The organism is Dorea ammoniilytica, assembly GCF_025567415.1.
Lineage (GTDB): Bacteria > Bacillota > Clostridia > Lachnospirales > Lachnospiraceae > Claveliimonas > Claveliimonas ammoniilytica.
The window spans coordinates 24,438-40,955 of sequence record NZ_JAOQJV010000015.1; the positions used below are offsets into that span (position 1 = coordinate 24,438).

Consider the following 16,518-nt stretch of genomic DNA (forward strand, 5'->3'; position numbering starts at 1 on the left):
TAGCTGAAGCCAGTAAAAGAAAGTGAACAGAAGGGAGTGAGGAGATATGTTAAAACCGAAACAGATGCGATGCTTGGAATTTATGATCCGGGGAAATATGACGGATAAAGAAATTGCAAAAGCAATTAACGTTTCGCAGAAAACTATCTGCGAATGGAAAAAGAAAAATACAGAGTTCCAAGATGAATACAATGCGCTGATGCGGAACAGCCTGCAATATGCAGCACCGAAAGCATTTAGAAAGCAGTTATCATTGCTTGAATCTAAAAATGACATGGTAGCCCATTTGGCTGCCAGAGACATTATGGATCGGGCAGGATTCAGCCCAGTGGACAAAATAGATCTAAAGGCTGATGTAGATACAGAACTGCATATAACGATTGATTACGGGGATGACGATGAAGGCAGTGGCGAGAAGCAAAAAGGGATGTAGGCGTTGAGCAAGCGCAGAATATGCCTAAAATCATTCAGGAGCCCCAAATAGGCACATTATGCGTATATGCGAGGAAATCCCAGTTAAACGGATAGAGTGCGCTAACTGGGGCGAATAAATGGTTTTAGAGTATATAGAAAAAGCATACAGCTTTTTAGTGAACCTTGAAAAGAAGATGGCGGACTGCTGCCATCGTGAAAATCTGATTGCTTACAAGATAGCATTATGTTATATTGTGGTTGGAGCAATCGTGTTGCAGGGTGGCTGACCTCCATTTTACATAGAATGGGGGTGGTGCTGATGAACAATAATCATTTTGATTTCAAAGACCTTATGGCGTTTGGTATGTTCATTCTCGCATTGCTGACATTCGTATTTACGTTTATCAGATAATGTTTTAAGGCATAGAAAAACCACCCCGGAACTTTGGCGAGCAAAGGAGTGGCGATTCTATGAATTTCTAATTTACCTTTGAGGTCAACCCCTTGTGGGCGGTTGCTCTCTTTTTGTGTCTTAAATATAGCATATCTGGCAGCAGGATGCAAGAGGGGGACGGAATGTGACGCCCTTATGGATAAAACTGTCCAAAACTACCGAAATGGTACTTGAGCAGAACCAATGCGCCGGATCTGTATTATTCTTCAGGTTTCTTCCAAATTTGGAAAAAAGTGCGATTATTCTTCAGAATCACGCTCCATAGTTTCTGTTACAGATCTAATGATAAAGGCGTTTACGCTTTCGTTATGCTTGGATGCATGAGCCTTGATAATCTCTTTCTGACCTTTTGGAAAAGTAACATTAATTCGATCATAGTTGTTCTTTACATATTTGTTAACAGCTTTCTGCTGGGCTTTGCTAATCTTTGGTTCGTCAGCCATAATGCACCTTCTTTCTGAAATAAATATGGGTATATTTACTCCACCCTACGCTAATTATAGTATAAAAAACTATTGGTGTAAATATAAAATATTCACAAATATATTGGTGTAAATATAGTGAATGTGTCAATGGACTATTGGTGTAAATATATATATAATGTAATCACAAGGTAAGAAAAGCAAACGAACATCCCGAAAAGATGTGAAATCAAAGACCATATACCTGTGAGCAGCCCAGGAGCCTAGCAATAGTCAGGAAGATGACTTGATCGGAAACTTTCTAAGACTTGAAAGAAAGGGGCATAGCAGTTATGAAGTACAATCTTAAGAGAATTATGCAGAATGCATGGAAGAACTACAGAAAACAGGCTATCAGCTTCGCAGAGGCATTGCACCGGGCGTGGTTATCAGCCAAAGCCGAAGCAGTCAATGCAGAGCGTATTGAACTGAGAAAGATGGCAGCAGGCGTGACAGAGGAGACAAATACATGGAGCGGATGGAAGAAGCTGGGATATGAAGTGATACACGGTTCTAAGGCGTTGTTTGGGTGTTCCTTGATCTGGGGATCTAAAGGAGACGGGGCAATTTATAACGCCCGGTTCTTTGGTAGATCACAGGTACAAGAAGCAGTATAAAGAAAAAGCCCTTATCAGTGCTACCAACACCGATAGGGGCAGTATATGACTGGATTCCAGCCACGAACCAAAAAGATCATAACATGGAATCCGGGGAAAGGACAAGAGAGACATGGACTACAAAGAAAGTATTTGCAAGTTATTAGATGAAGCAGATAACAGAGCATTGAAAATAATCTATACATTTGCAAAAGCAGTTTTGAACAAATAGAAAAGGAGAGGAAAGCAATGAAATTTAATCAGGTGTTTTTGAAAATGTCATATAACGGAGCAATTAAAGTATACAGGATTATCAAGACAGAGGAGATTTCCGATGGGAGCATTGCTAACACTATGAAGCACATTGGAACATTCAGCAGATATGATAAAGTGCCGGAGAATATATGGAATGCGCGCATTTGCGAGATTAAAGCAGAAGCAGCAGATATGGTTGCGGTAGTAATAGAGGGGGCGGTTGCTGTCATCTAAAAACATATACAACAAAAGCCCCACGGTGCGGCAACACCATAGGGCAAAACAGAAATAACCCAATACACACGATATCGGGCTAACATGATTATAACTGTCATGTTGGCTCATTGCAATACATGAACTTATGTTCAGAAAGGAGTCAATATGGCAGTTGATAACAGGGGCAGAAAGCTACCAACAGGGATCAGGCAGAGAGGAAAAGGCTTTGAAGGTCGCTTTATGTATAAAGGTACACCGCATTCGGTGCAGGGCGCAACGGTAACAGAGACACAGAAAGCAATGACAGATCTAAAATATGAGTTGGAGCATGGAATCTATGTGAAGCGTCAGAATATGCTACTGACTGAATGGATGGAGGAATGGTTAGAGGGCTATCTGAAAGATCATAAGAAGCTGGGAACATATCAGACATACCGGAGTCTGTATGATTCGGCTATAAAGCCGGAGATCGCACTGCTGAAGATACAGGATGTTACGGTTGATACAGTAGAACAGATCTATAAGCGGATTAAGAAAAAGCGCAAATATTCTGCATCGAGTATGGAGCTGATAGCCGTGATCATGAAGGGGAGTCTTAGGAGAGCCAAGAAAGTGCAGTTGATCGCAAACAATCCGGCAGAACTGGCAGAACTTCCGAGAGTTCCGAAGTCTGAAGCAGAAGAGTCCAAAGCAATAGCAATGACCAAAGCCCAGCAGGATCTATTTATGGAGTGCGCAAAAGACAGCTATTTATATAATCTGTTCTATGTGTTATTGCGTACCGGATTGAGAATAGGCGAAGCCCAGGCATTAAAGTATACGGATATTGACCGGAAGAACAAAAAACTGTATGTCCGTAGGACATTAAAGCGGATTAAGGGAGAGTTTGTGGAAGATACACCGAAGTCAAAGACATCGATCCGAGAAATACCATTAACAGATAGTGTTATCAAGATACTGGATACGCAGCGGCGTTTCTGGGGCTTTAAGGTGGAGCGGATAGATCGCTATCTATTTTGTGATATGGATGGTAAGCCATTGTGGAAGGGAACGATCAGTGCAGAGATCAAACGGATTGCAGAGCAAGCCAGGAAGAAAGATAGTGAGTTCCCGGAGATAACGCCGCATTCATTCCGGCATACATTCGCAACCAGAGCTATAGAGGCGGGAATGCCACCGCAGGTATTAAAAACCATTCTGGGACATAGCAGCTATGCTATGACGATGGATCTATATGCTCATGTACTTCCGGACGTGAAGAAGGGGGAAATGGAGAAAATAGAACAGGCATTTTAAAATGCTATATGTGAGGGTGGCTGACTGCTGCCCTCTTTTTCTGTCCAAAATCTGTCCAAATTTGTCCAAAAAATGTCCAAAATTGCAAGGGCAAAGACGGAACAGGATAAACTATAAATGTCTGGAAACCCGCATAAATCAAGACTCAGAGGAAATAGATAGATAAAGATAAAAAAATAAATGTTTAAGAAACTTTAAGATTTAATTTGGCAAATACTTAAGATATGTGAGATAAAATATCTGCCAGAGGTGAATGAGATTATGGATAAGATATCAATTATCGTTCCATGCTGGAACGAGGAAGCGGCATTGCCGATATATTATAAAGAGATGAGCCGGATCATGGGTCAGATGGATGCAGAATTTGAACTGATTTTCGTAGATGATGGCTCTGCAGATAAAACACTGGAGGAAATGAAGAAGCTTCACGAGATAGATGCCCGGTGCAGATACCTGTCATTTTCCAGAAATTTCGGAAAAGAGGCAGCGATCTATGCGGGACTTACACATGCGGAAGGAGATTATATTGCAGTGATGGATGTGGATCTTCAGGATCCGCCGTCACTTTTGCCGGAGATGTACCGGATATTAAAGGAAGAAGATTACGACAGCGTGGCAACGAGACGTTCTACCAGAGCAGGAGAGCCGGTGATACGTTCGTTCCTGGCCAGGCAGTTTTACCATTTTATCAACAAAATATCTAAGACGGAGATCGTAGATGGCGCAAGAGATTACCGCCTGATGAACCGTAAGATGGCAGATGCAGTATTACAGATGAGTGAGTACAACCGTTTTTCTAAAGGAATCTTTGGATGGGTAGGATTTAAGACCAAATGGCTGGACTTTGAAAATGTAGAGCGTTCTGCAGGTGAGACGAAGTGGTCAGTGTGGAAACTGTTCCGTTATTCATTAGAAGGAATCACCGGATTTTCAGTAGTACCATTAGCCCTTGCATCGGTACTGGGAATCCTGTTCTGTGGACTGTCGGCACTGGTGATCCTGGTAATTATTATCCGGACACTTGTATGGGGAGATCCGGTATCCGGATGGCCTTCCATGGCGTGTATCGTGTTCATGGTCAGCGGTGTACAGCTATTGTGCCTTGGAATTCTTGGACAGTATCTGTCTAAGACTTATCTTGAGACGAAGCATCGTCCAATCTATCTGCTTCGGGAATCCAGTGAGGAAGGAGAGACGCATGCAGATCATAAAAGGTAAGAAAAAGATCCGTGGTGTGATCTATCTGCTGCTATGCCTGCTGACCGTATTTGTCTGCTGGCTCTTTGTGGGACGAAATGGTGTGTTTGGGGCGAAGGTAGACTGGATCAGCCAGCACAGCGTGATTCCGGATTATTTCAGACAACAGTTCTATGATACAGGAGAACTGTTTCCGGAGTTTGCGGCCAATCTTGGCGGTGGACAGAATATTTATAATTTTTCCTATTATGGCTTGTACAGTCCGGTAATCCTGTTGTCCTATCTGCTGCCTTTTGTTAAAATGAGCGATTATATAATCGCAGTCAGCATTGCAGGGATCGCGGTATCTGTGTGCCTTCTGTATTACTGGCTTGGCAGACGCGGATTTCCGGAAGAGATAAGACTTGGCGTAGCACTGATGTATATGCTGGCAGGTCCTGTGATCTATCAGTCCTGTCATCAGGTGATGTTTGTCAACTATATGCCGTTCCTTTATATGTCACTGATCGGGGTGGATCGGTATTTCGATAAGAAACGAGCGGATCTGTATCTGATCAGTGTATTTCTGATGATCATGACCAGCTTTTATTTCAGCATTGGCGGTATGCTGGCACTGGTGCTCTATGGTGTGTACCGGTATTTGGAAATCACACCGAAGTTCCGGGTACCTGCATTTTTGCAAGATGGAGTTCGCTTTGTGATGCCAATGCTTGCAGCTGTATGTATGAGTGGTATTCTGCTGGTGCCGACGGCAAGAGCACTTTTCGGAAGAAAGCAGGAAGCAGCCGGCATGAAGATCGGGGAGCTTTTGACACCGCAGTTCCCGCCGCTTCGTGTAGCGTATGGAACTTATGGACTGGGACTTACCACTCTTGCAATTACCGTATTAATTGTCGGACTTACTTACCGAAAATGGAGTGAGCGTGTACTTTCCTGGGGCTGTATGCTGGTTATTAGCCTGCCGGTATTTGCATGGCTTCTGAATGGCGGATTATATATAAGAGATAAGGCTGTGATTCCATTTTTACCGCTGATCTGCTATCTGATCGCGTTATATCTTTGGAAGAATAAGAAACATGAGATTTCGCTGTCGGTTAATCTGGTTGCCGCAGTACTTACGCTAGCTGTGATTATGTATAGCTATTATGGCAACAATGCAACGATTTCGTATAAAATGCAGTGGCAGTTGCTCATGTTGGATGGAATGATCGCATTGATATCCATTGCTGTATTCTGTTGGAAACGCAGGATAGCGGTACTGATCGTTCCGCCATTGATCTGTCTGACACTGTTTGAAGGTGTGTCTAATGCGTACAGCAGTGAATTGATCGAACCCGCAGAGTATGCAAAAGTGACAGACAGCAGGATTGGAGATACCGTGAATGATATTCTGCAGCATGATTCTTCCTTTTATCGGATCGAACAGATGGGGAAAGATACGGAAAATGCCGCAGATCTGAACCGGGTCTGGGCATCCGAACAGTGGGTGTCATCCCTTTATTCTTCCGCGTATAATACGGATTATCAGAATTTTCGCAAGGATACGTTTGAATTGGAACAGCCATACCGCAATGATCTGATGCAGAGTGTGGCGAAGAATCCATTATATCAGCGATTTATGGGTGTAAAGTATCAGATCAGACAGAAAAAGGACGGAACACCGATCGTAACAGAAAATGCGGGCGTGGCACCGATTGCCTATGCCACAGACCGTGTGATGACGGAGGAAGAGTATCAGACGCTTGCATTTCCATATAACCAGACTGCGCTGATGAATTACGCTGTAGTAAATGCAAACAGTACAGATAATGCGGAGTCAGCTGCGGATGATCAGGGATGCAAGAGTCTGGTTGAAGCTACGGCAGAAAAAAGTACATTTACGATTCCGGATATGAATACAAAGCAGATGAAGATATCAACGGATGCAGATGGTAACATTGAGATTAAGGCAAAGAATAAAACTTCGGTAAATGTATCTGTGCCGGCGGAGACATCGGTATATAGTGAAGCGACAGACTATAATCTATATCTTCAGTTTCAGGTGGACAATTACAGACCGAATCATGATGTGGCAATCTGGGTAAATGGAATCCGTAATAAGCTGAGTTCCGAAAGTCACTTATATTATAATGGAAATACGACATTTACCTATGTGATGACACTTCCGTCAGACCAGACTGATCTGAAGATAACCTTTGGAGCAGGGGAATATGAACTGACAGGAGTACAGTGTTATATAGGATCCGCAAGTGCGTACACGGAAGATATGGAAGAAGGTCAGAATCTGTATCAGTCTGCATTTCAGGTGGACAGGGATGATACAAAAGGCAATACGATCGCAGGTAAGATCGATGTACAGAATACCGGATATTTTATTACGTCGATCCCATATGATAAGAACTTTACCATCTATGTGGATGGGAAACAGGCAGTGCCTAAAAAGGTGAACACAGCATTTCTGGGATTTCCTATAGAATCCGGCGAACACAGTGTTGTGATCATATATCACGCTTCCGGTGTGGCAGCAGGCAAATTCTTAAGTCTTGTGGGACTTTTGATGATGGCAGTTATTTTTTTAATAGAGAAGAGACAGACAAAAAGGGGGACTTACTAAGGTAAGTTCCTTTCTTCGTATTGAAATGTCTTTCTGGATTTGGCATAATGGATTCATAGAATAATCTCTAATGGGGAGGATAACATGAAGAGACACGTAAGTTTTATTGCAATATTCATGCTGCTGTGCCTGGCATTGACAGGCTGTGGCTCCAAAGCAATCGAAGAGGGTACAACTTACCTGGAGGATGGTAACTATAAAAAAGCTGTCACGAAGTTCAAGGAAGCAGTGGACAAAGGACAGGACACCGGAGAGGCATACCGCGGCATCGGTATGGCGAAATGGGAACTGGGTGAGTATGAAGCAGCACTCAGTGCATTTCAGTCAGCGTTGGATAATGGTGCGGAGAAGACTGCAGCACTGTATAATTTCCTCGGAAGCTGCGAACTGAAGCTGGATAATCCAAAGGAAGCTCTGAATTATTACAATCTGGGGCAGGAATGTGACGATGCTAGCAAGGAACTGATGCAGGAGATGAAGTATAACGAGATCGTAGCATATGAGGAGCTTGGCAAATGGGAGAATGCCCGGACGAAGCTGAAGGAGTATGTGAAGGATTATCCGGACGACGAACGCGGAACGAAAGAAGCAGAATTTCTGGAGACACAATAACAGAATTACAGAAGGAACAGAACATAGATGTATGAGACAGAACAGAAAAAAGAACGGGTAATCCTGGTGGGAATCAGTTTATCCGATGCGGAGGATGTGGATCAATCGTTGGATGAGCTGGAAGAGCTTGCGCGCACTGCCGGAGCGGAGTGTGTGGGCAGAGTGATCCAGAAGAGAGAACTGATCCATCCGGGAACTTATGTGGGAAAGGGCAAGCTTGACGAGATCAGAGATCTCTTGTGGGAGACAGAAGCAGATGGTATTATCTGTGATGACGAGTTGTCGCCGGCACAGATCGGCAATCTGAAGGATGAGCTGCATACGAAGATCATGGACCGAACGCTACTGATCCTGGATATCTTTGCCGCGAGAGCATCTACCAATGAAGGTAAGATCCAGGTGGAGCTTGCCCAGTTAAAGTATCGCCAGTCGAGACTTACCGGATATGGTACATCACTTTCAAGGCTTGGAGGAGGTATCGGTACCAGAGGTCCCGGCGAAAAGAAGCTGGAGATGGACCGGAGACTGATCAAAGGGCGCATTGCCAGACTGAACCGTGAGCTTACAGAAGTGAAGAATCACAGACAGGTGGCAAGAGAACAGCGGAAGAAAGAGATGCTTCCGGTTATTGCTATTGTAGGATATACCAATGCGGGCAAGTCGACGCTTCTGAATTATTTGACGGGAGCGGAAGTGCTGGCAGAGAATAAGCTATTTGCCACACTGGATCCGACGACCAGGGGATATCAGCTTGGCAGCGGACAGAAGGTGTTGTTTACAGATACGGTTGGATTTATCCGGAAGCTGCCACATCATCTGATTGATGCATTTCGCAGTACACTGGAGGAAGCAAAGTATGCAGATCTGATCCTGCATGTGGTGGATGCGTCGAATCCACAGATGGATGAGCAGATGCATATTGTATATGAGACGCTGCGGGGACTGGGCGTACAGGATAAACCGGTGGTCACCGTGTTTAACAAGCAGGATCTGCTGACAGAGCCAGTGATCTTGCGGGATTTTCAGGCGGATGCGACAGTGCCGATCTCAGCGGCGACAGGAGCGGGGATCGATGCACTGGAGAGCAAGCTGGAAGAGGTGCTCCGGGGACAGAAAGCGTTGGTAGAGTATACATTTCCATATAAAGACGCAGCGAAGATCCAGCTGATCCGCAAGTACGGAGAGCTTCTCAGAGAAGAATATCTGGAAGACGGCATTGCTGTAGAAGCCTATGTGCCGGTTCCGATATATGGAAAAATATTTGCAGATTCATAGCCTGGAAGGATTGGCTGACAGATTTCAAGACAGATGCCGGGAGGAGTATATGGCATTACAATTTGTATTTGGGGGTTCCGGTTCCGGAAAGTCCCACTATTTATATCAGAGAATTATACAGGAGGCAGGGGAACACCCTGCCCTTAATTACATGGTCCTGGTGCCGGAGCAGTTTACGATGCAGACGCAGAAGGACCTTGTTTTGATGAACGAGAAAAAGGGCATTATGAATATCGATGTGTTGAGTTTCGGACGACTGGCATATCGGATTTTTGAAGAGACAGGGAAAGGAAATACGCCTGTGCTGGACGATGAGGGCAAGAACCTGATCTTGCGCAAGATTGCCGGAGACATCGAACCGGAGCTGCTTGTGCTGAAAGGCAACATGAAGCGTCTCGGCTATATCAGTGAGGTGAAGTCGGTTCTGTCGGAGTTCGACCAGTATGATATCGGGGAAGAAGAACTGGACTGCGTGATGAAGCGGGTAGGAGAAGAATCTTATCTGTATTATAAGTTAAAGGATATGAGTCTTATATATAAGAAGTTTCGGGAATATCTCCAGGACAGATATATTACCAAAGAGGAAATTCTGGATGTGCTGTGCAGAACAGTGCCAGAATCGGAACTGCTGAAGCGGAGTGTGGTCGTGCTGGATGGATTTACCGGATTTACTCCGGTGCAGAACAGACTGCTTGCGGAGCTTATGAAGCTTGCCAGAAATGTGATCGTGACAGTAACCATTGATGACAGAGAAGATCCTTACCGTTATACGGATGCCTGCCAGATGTTTGGGATGAGTAAGCATACGGTGACAACACTGACGAGGATTGCCAGAGCGTGCGGTGTGGAGCAGACAGAACCGGTATGGCTCAAAAAGAGACCGTTTTACCGTTTTCGGAAAAGCGAGGCACTTGCCTTTTTGGAGGAGCATCTTTTCCGTTATTCGGGCAGATATTATATCGGGAAGCCGGACACGATCGCGATTCATGAGACCAGAACACCAAAAGAAGAAGCCTATGCGGCAGCTGCGCAGATCCGCAGGCTTGTGCGGGAAGAGGGCATGCGTTACCGGGAGATTGGTGTAGTGGCAACGGATCTTAATGGCTATGGCGATTATCTGGAAGAAGCATTTGCCAAATACAGGATTCCGGTATTTATGGATTATAAGCGGAGTATTCTGCTGAATTCTTTTGTGGAGTATGTGCGAAGCATTTTGAATATGGCGGAGCAGAGCTTTACTTATGAAAGCGTGTTTCGCTTCTTAAGAGCAGGTTATGGACCGTTTACAGATGACGAGGTGGATGAGCTGGAGAATTACTGTCTGGCACTTGGTATCCGTGGGTATAAAAACTGGCAGCAGCGATGGGTGCGCAAAGGTGCAGATGTGACAGAGGACGAACTGGAGCATCTGAATCACCTTCGGGTGAAACTGGTGGAGCTGGTGGACGGTCTGCTTTTTGTACTGCGGCAGCGGAAGAAAACGGTGCGTGATATTACCGAGGCACTTTATCGTTTTCTGGAAGAGCAGGAACTGCAGCAGGAATTAAAACGGCAGGAGGATGCATTCACGGAAGAGGGAGAACTTGCGCTTGCCAGAGAATATGCACAGGTATATAGTGCTTTGATTGGTCTCTTCGACAAATTTGTAGAGCTTTTGGGAGACGAACCGGTAACATTAAAGGAATACGTGGAGCTTCTGGATGCCGGACTGAATGAGATTAAGATTGGTGTAATTCCGCCGGGATTGGATCAGGTGATCGCCGGGGATGTACAGCGAACCAGATTAAAAGATATCCGTGTACTGCTGATGCTTGGAGTCAATGATTCGCTGCTTCCGGGCAATCTGATGAGGACAGGACTGTTAAGTGAACAGGACAGAGCGCAGTTTGAGCAGGAAAATCTCTCACTCACACCGGGTGGAAGAGAACAGGCATATATTCAGAAATTTTATCTGTATCTGAATCTGACCAAACCGGAAGAGGAACTGCATTTGTTTTACAGCAGATCGGGAGCAGATGGCAAAGCAAAGCGTCCGGCGTATTTGATCGGTGAGATCCGCAGATTATTCCCGGATGCGCCGGTGATCGATGAGGCGTCAAAGCCGTTAACTGAGCAGGAGCTGACGCCGGAGATCGGACTGCAGGCACTGATCCGGGGACTCCGCATGCAGAGTGATGCAGGCGGCAGCAGCTGGATGGAACTTTATAACTGGTATAAGAAGCATTCCGAATGGGCAGAGAAGATCGGAGATCTTCTGGATGCGTCATTTTATTCTTATCATCCGAAACAGATCAGTGAGGAAGCTGCAAAGCTCCTTTACGGTACGCATTTCCAGAACAGTATTTCCCGAATGGAGAAATTCTCTGCCTGTGCATTTGCACATTTTCTGACGTACGGACTGCGTTTGAAGGAACGGAAAGAATATGAGTTCCAGCCGCTGGATCTGGGAAATGTCTTTCACAGTGCGATGGAGCGCTATTCCGAAAAAGCAGAAAAAGAAGGCGGATGGACGAAGATAGAAGAAGAGAAGCGGCAGCAGCTGGTGCGGGAGAGTCTGGATGAATCCATTGCCGATTACGGTAATTCTGTACTGTACAGTTCTGCCAGAAATGAATACATGATCACAAGACTTGACCGTCTGCTGAACCGCACGGTCTGGGCACTTACCGAACAGTTAGCCAGGGGTGATTTTGAGCCGTCGGCATATGAGATGTCCTTTGGCAGCGGCAAGATCGACCGGATTGATGTGTGTGAGACACAGGATGAAGTCTATGTGAAGGTTATCGATTATAAGACCGGACAGAAGGGATTCGATGTGTCAGCACTTTATTATGGATTGCAGTTACAGCTGATGGTATATATGAATGCGGCAACCGACCGTATGAAGAAACGATATCCGGGTAAACAGGTGATCCCGTCGGGCGTATTTTATTACCGTATGAAGGATCCGCTGTTAGAGAAAAATGGTAAAGCAGATCTTGAAAAAAGGCTTCTGAAGGAATTGCGCCCGGACGGCGTGGTGAATCTGGAGCAGAACAGTCTGGAACATCTGGAAAGGGATCGTACAGGAGATTCATTGGCTGTGCCGGTGAAGTTTAATAATGACGGAAGCCTTGCTAAAGTATCCAGAGCGGTCAGACAGGAAGAATTCCACACCATGATGGAGTATGCGGATCAGAAAGCGGCAGAGATCAGACAGCAGATTGTCCGGGGTGAGGTGGCAGTGCAGCCATATCGCCAGGGTCAAAATTATGGGTGCAAGCAGTGTATTTATCAGCAGATCTGTGGATTTGATCCGCAGCTTGACGGCTATGAATATCTGGACAGAAAGAAGCTGACGCGCGAGGAAGCGGTTGCAAAAATGCAGAGTGCAGTATCAGGAGAAACAGGAAAGGCATCGGATGCTTTTAACAGAAAGGAGGATACGCCATGGGAGTCCAATGGACCGAAGAACAGCGGCAGGTCATAGAGCTTGGCGGGCGTAATATTCTGGTGTCGGCGGCAGCTGGCTCCGGAAAAACAGCAGTGCTGGTGGAGCGAATCATTACCATGCTTACCAGAAAAGAGAATCCTGTGGATGTAGACCGGCTGCTGATCGTGACATTTACCGAGGCAGCAGCGGCAGAGATGAAAGAGCGTATCCGACAGGCAATTGAAGATCAGGCAGAGAAGCGGCCGGAGGATGAGAATCTGAACCGGCAGGCGACATTGATCCACAGCGCGCAGATTACGACGATCCATAGTTTCTGTTTATCCGTAATCAGAGAGCATTTTCATACCATTGATCTGGATCCGGCATTTCGGATTGGCGAAGAGGGAGAATTAAAGCTTCTGCGCGGTGAAGTGATGCAGGAAATGTTAGAACAGTATTATGAAGAAGCAGATCCGGAGTTCCTGAATCTGGTAGAAAGCTACGGAGGAAGCCGTGATGATAAGAAGATTGAGGAGCTGATCGAGTGTCTGTATGAATTTTCACGCAGTTATCCGGAACCGGACAGATGGCTGGCAGAATGTGTACATGCATATGAAGTAGAGAATATGGAAGAACTGCAGGCGACAGTGTACTATCAGGCAATGCAGAAAAATATGGCGGGGTATATGGCAGGAGCAAGGGAGCTCTTGCAGCAGGGACTTACTGTATGTGTGGCACCAGATGGACCGCAGATGTATATGGATGCGCTGGAAGATGACCTGCGTCAGATCGAACGATTGGAACAGGCAGAAGGATACGAAGAGACTTACGAAGCCATCCAGCGGATTAATTGGAAACGTCTTGCTTCGAACCGCAAGAATCAGGCTTCGGAAGAGAAAGCGAATTTCGTGAAACGAGTGCGGGATAGCGTCAAGGACATGATAAAAGACCTGAAGTCGTTGTATTATGAATTACCGGGAGAGGATGTGCTGGAAGAAATCGGACGGTGCAGACCTTATATGCAGATGCTGGCGCGTCTGACAACTGACTTTTCGCAGCGTTTTGAAGAGATAAAACGTTCCCGTAATATGATTGACTTCGATGATATGGAGCAGTATGCCATGCGGATTCTTACCCGCGAAGAGGATGGCAGACTTGTGCCATCCAAGGTGGCGGAGGAATATCAGAAGCAGTTCTATGAGATCATGATTGATGAATATCAGGACAGTAACCTGATTCAGGAAACGATCCTGACCAGTGTGTCCGGTAAATGGTCGGGCAGGAATAATATCTTTATGGTAGGTGATGTGAAGCAGAGCATCTACCGATTTCGTCTGTCCAGACCGGAATTATTTATGGAGAAATACGATTCTTATACATTGACGGATGGACCGGAGCAGAGAATTGATCTGCATAAGAATTTTCGGAGCAGGAAAGAAGTGCTGACCGGAGCCAATGACATTTTCCGGCAGATCATGATCAGGGATCTGGGCGGTGTAGAATACGATGACCGGGCAGCATTATATCCGGGGGCAAGTTATCCTGAAATATCAGATTCCCAGGCAGACAATACCCCGGAGCTGATTCTTGTGGATACCGAGGATGATGCGGAATCCGGTGCAGATGTAGAGAAGCTGTCGAATCGTGAAAAGGAAGCATCGGTGATCGCGGGACGGATTCATGAACTGATCCGTCATCAGATGGTGAAGGATAAGAAGACAGAGCAGATGCGACCGGCAGAGTTCCGGGACATCGTGATCCTGACACGTAGTATGAAGGGATATGCGGATGTCTATATGGAAGTTCTGAAAAAAGAGGGAATCCCGGTGTACGCCGGTTCCAGTGAAGGTTATTTCGAGACCAGAGAGATTGGAGTGCTGTTAGATTACCTCAGAATCCTGAATAATAAACGGCAGGATGTACCGTTAGCATCTGTTTTGCGGTCGATATTCGGTCATATGACGGATGAAGAACTTGCCCGGATTAAGGGAAGCTACAGGGACAAGCCGTTCCATCAGGCGGTAAACTGTTATGCAAAAGAAGGGTCAGATGAAGTTATAAAAAGTAAACTGGTGACATGTCTGGATCAGATGGAACATTTTCGCAGAATGATCCCTTACACGGCACTTCACAGGCTGCTGGATAAGATCATGCAGGAGACCGGTTACCGCGATTATATCTCTGCGCTTCCGGCAGGGGAGCAGAGAGCAGCCAATCTGGATATGTTACTGGAGAAAGCGAGAACCTTTGAGAGTAGCAGCTATAAAGGCGTATTTCATTTTATACGGTACGTAGAACAGCTTCAGAAATACGAGATTGATTACGGGGAAGCCAACACGGCAGATGAACAGTCTAATACCGTGCGGCTCATGAGTATTCACAAAAGTAAGGGATTGGAATTCCCGATTGTCATTGTGGCAGGTATGGGAAAGAAATTTAACCGGCAGGACAGCCAGGGGGATGTGCTGATGCATGCCTCTCTTGGGATCGGACTGGAAAGCGTGGATCTTGAGACGCGTACCAAATGTCCAACACTGATCAGAAATGTGATTGCCAGGGAAGAGGTGTTGGAGAGCATGGGAGAAGAGCTTCGCGTGCTCTATGTGGCACTGACCCGGGCGAAAGAGAAGCTGATCGTGACCGGTACACTGAAAGACCCGGAGGCAAAGGTTCGTGAGGCAATGAATCAGGCCTTATATCATAAGGAAAATATGGCGGCTCATCCGGTTCCGATGAGCTTTGGACAGCTTGCGGGGGCGAAACGTTATCTGGACTGGATACTTCCGGCGGTGGCAGGAAGAGGAGAGAATAGTCCATTTCGTGTCCAGATCGTGGATATGTCCCGGGTGCGAGGAATGCAGGTGGAAGAGACTGCGGAACAGATGGTGACACGTCAGGCACTGGAAGAGTGGAATGTGGAAGAAGTCTACGATGAGAAGATGCAGGAGCGTCTGAAACAGCAGTTTTATTATCAGTATCCTTACCGAGATCTGGAAGGAAAAAAGCTGAAATACACCGTATCGGAGTTAAAGAAGCGGGCATATCTTGCCGAGGAAGCAGGAGAACTTCCATATGAAGACGAGCCGGTGGTGCCATTGATCCCGAGATTTCTGCAGGAAGAGGAAGAGATTACCGGAGCACCGCGAGGTACCGCATATCACAGAGTGATGGAACTTCTGGACTTTACAAAGGAATATGATCTTGAAGGTACAGAGGCAGCAATTGCGAAGATGTGTGAATCCGGACGGATTGCAGGAGAGATGGCAGAGAGTGTGAAGCTGAAAGATATCCTTACCTTTATCCATACAACATCCGGACAGCGCATGAAGCAGGCAGCAGAAGATGACAAGCTGTGGAAGGAGCAGCCGTTTGTACTGGGAATTCCGGTGCGGGATATTTACCCGGAGATGACGGAAGCAGATGAGACCATGCTGGTACAGGGAATCATCGACGTGTGTTTTGAGGAAGACGGAGAACTCGTGGTACTCGATTATAAGACCGATAAGATCTGGTCGGAACAGAAACTTCTGGAAAAATACCAGTCCCAGCTTGAGTATTATGCAAGGGCACTGGAGCAGATTACCGGAAAGAAAGTAAGAGAGAAAATCATATATTCATTTACCATGCAGAAAGAGCTTGCATGGAAGTAAAGTGTATGAATAGATGATAATGAATCTGTCAATACTTCCTGTAGAATCAGGAAAGGGGCAGATAAT

At 45.9% G+C, this 16,518-nt stretch carries 12 protein-coding genes; 11 read left to right on the forward strand and 1 reads right to left on the reverse strand.

From position 1 onward, the window contains the following. Positions 1 to 46 precede the first annotated feature (46 nt). Both OCV65_RS10390 and OCV65_RS10395 read left to right on the forward strand, forming a co-directional pair. Positions 47 to 433, forward strand: a complete 387-nt coding sequence (locus tag OCV65_RS10390) for a helix-turn-helix domain-containing protein (protein ID WP_262581984.1) — start codon at positions 47 to 49, stop codon at positions 431 to 433. A gap of 118 nt (positions 434 to 551) precedes the next feature. Further along, on the forward strand, positions 552 to 701 hold the full coding sequence (locus OCV65_RS10395) for a hypothetical protein (protein WP_262581985.1): 150 nt from the start codon (positions 552 to 554) through the stop codon (positions 699 to 701). A 406-nt stretch (positions 702 to 1,107) separates the two neighbouring features. Here OCV65_RS10395 and OCV65_RS10400 read toward each other — a convergent pair whose 3' ends face one another. After that, positions 1,108 to 1,311: a hypothetical protein gene (locus OCV65_RS10400; protein ID WP_262581986.1), complete on the reverse strand. Its 204-nt coding sequence runs from the start codon at positions 1,309 to 1,311 to the stop codon at positions 1,108 to 1,110. Between the two features lie 311 nt (positions 1,312 to 1,622). On the opposite strand from OCV65_RS10400, the gene OCV65_RS10405 reads away from it, so the two are divergent. From OCV65_RS10405 to addA, 9 genes are all read left to right on the forward strand, one after another. Next, the gene (locus OCV65_RS10405; protein ID WP_262581987.1) at positions 1,623 to 1,946 is read left to right on the forward strand and encodes a hypothetical protein; all 324 of its coding nucleotides are present in this window, start codon (positions 1,623 to 1,625) and stop codon (positions 1,944 to 1,946) included. 228 nt (positions 1,947 to 2,174) lie between these two features. Next, the gene (locus OCV65_RS10410; protein WP_262581988.1) at positions 2,175 to 2,414 is read left to right on the forward strand and encodes a hypothetical protein; all 240 of its coding nucleotides are present in this window, start codon (positions 2,175 to 2,177) and stop codon (positions 2,412 to 2,414) included. Positions 2,415 to 2,561: 147 nt separating this feature from the next. After that, positions 2,562 to 3,692: a tyrosine-type recombinase/integrase gene (locus OCV65_RS10415; protein WP_262581989.1), complete on the forward strand. Its 1,131-nt coding sequence runs from the start codon at positions 2,562 to 2,564 to the stop codon at positions 3,690 to 3,692. A gap of 261 nt (positions 3,693 to 3,953) precedes the next feature. Beyond that, positions 3,954 to 4,910, forward strand: coding sequence for a glycosyltransferase family 2 protein (locus tag OCV65_RS10420; RefSeq protein ID WP_262581990.1), 957 nt, complete (start codon positions 3,954 to 3,956; stop codon positions 4,908 to 4,910). Further along, a complete protein-coding gene (locus OCV65_RS10425) occupies positions 4,891 to 7,503 on the forward strand; it encodes a YfhO family protein (RefSeq protein ID WP_262581991.1) in 2,613 nt (870 codons plus the stop codon). Before OCV65_RS10420 ends, OCV65_RS10425 begins: the two co-directional genes overlap by 20 nt. Before the next feature lie 84 nt (positions 7,504 to 7,587). Continuing rightward, positions 7,588 to 8,115 carry a tetratricopeptide repeat protein gene (locus OCV65_RS10430; protein ID WP_262581992.1) on the forward strand — a complete coding sequence of 176 codons (528 nt, stop codon included), beginning with the start codon at positions 7,588 to 7,590 and terminating at the stop codon, positions 8,113 to 8,115. A 27-nt stretch (positions 8,116 to 8,142) separates the two neighbouring features. Then, positions 8,143 to 9,390: a GTPase HflX gene (gene hflX, locus OCV65_RS10435; protein ID WP_262581993.1), complete on the forward strand. Its 1,248-nt coding sequence runs from the start codon at positions 8,143 to 8,145 to the stop codon at positions 9,388 to 9,390. 49 nt (positions 9,391 to 9,439) lie between these two features. Further along, positions 9,440 to 12,859: a PD-(D/E)XK nuclease family protein gene (locus OCV65_RS10440; RefSeq protein WP_262581994.1), complete on the forward strand. Its 3,420-nt coding sequence runs from the start codon at positions 9,440 to 9,442 to the stop codon at positions 12,857 to 12,859. After that, entirely contained in the window at positions 12,820 to 16,452 is a 3,633-nt protein-coding gene (gene addA / locus OCV65_RS10445) for a helicase-exonuclease AddAB subunit AddA (protein WP_262581995.1), read from the forward strand. Before OCV65_RS10440 ends, addA begins: the two co-directional genes overlap by 40 nt. Positions 16,453 to 16,518: the final 66 nt, after the last annotated feature.

Excerpts from the sequence above, each read along its gene's own strand:
- OCV65_RS10390 (WP_262581984.1), top strand. The coding sequence starts at position 47 with ATGTTAAAACCGAAACAGATGCGATGCTTGGAATTTATGATCCGGGGA.
- OCV65_RS10395 (WP_262581985.1), top strand. The coding sequence starts at position 552 with ATGGTTTTAGAGTATATAGAAAAAGCATACAGCTTTTTAGTGAACCTT.
- OCV65_RS10400 (WP_262581986.1), bottom strand. The coding sequence starts at position 1,311 with ATGGCTGACGAACCAAAGATTAGCAAAGCCCAGCAGAAAGCTGTTAAC.
- OCV65_RS10405 (WP_262581987.1), top strand. The coding sequence starts at position 1,623 with ATGAAGTACAATCTTAAGAGAATTATGCAGAATGCATGGAAGAACTAC.
- OCV65_RS10410 (WP_262581988.1), top strand. The coding sequence starts at position 2,175 with ATGAAATTTAATCAGGTGTTTTTGAAAATGTCATATAACGGAGCAATT.
- OCV65_RS10415 (WP_262581989.1), top strand. The coding sequence starts at position 2,562 with ATGGCAGTTGATAACAGGGGCAGAAAGCTACCAACAGGGATCAGGCAG.
- OCV65_RS10420 (WP_262581990.1), top strand. The coding sequence starts at position 3,954 with ATGGATAAGATATCAATTATCGTTCCATGCTGGAACGAGGAAGCGGCA.
- OCV65_RS10425 (WP_262581991.1), top strand. The coding sequence starts at position 4,891 with ATGCAGATCATAAAAGGTAAGAAAAAGATCCGTGGTGTGATCTATCTG.
- OCV65_RS10430 (WP_262581992.1), top strand. The coding sequence starts at position 7,588 with ATGAAGAGACACGTAAGTTTTATTGCAATATTCATGCTGCTGTGCCTG.
- hflX (WP_262581993.1), top strand. The coding sequence starts at position 8,143 with ATGTATGAGACAGAACAGAAAAAAGAACGGGTAATCCTGGTGGGAATC.
- OCV65_RS10440 (WP_262581994.1), top strand. The coding sequence starts at position 9,440 with ATGGCATTACAATTTGTATTTGGGGGTTCCGGTTCCGGAAAGTCCCAC.
- addA (WP_262581995.1), top strand. The coding sequence starts at position 12,820 with ATGGGAGTCCAATGGACCGAAGAACAGCGGCAGGTCATAGAGCTTGGC.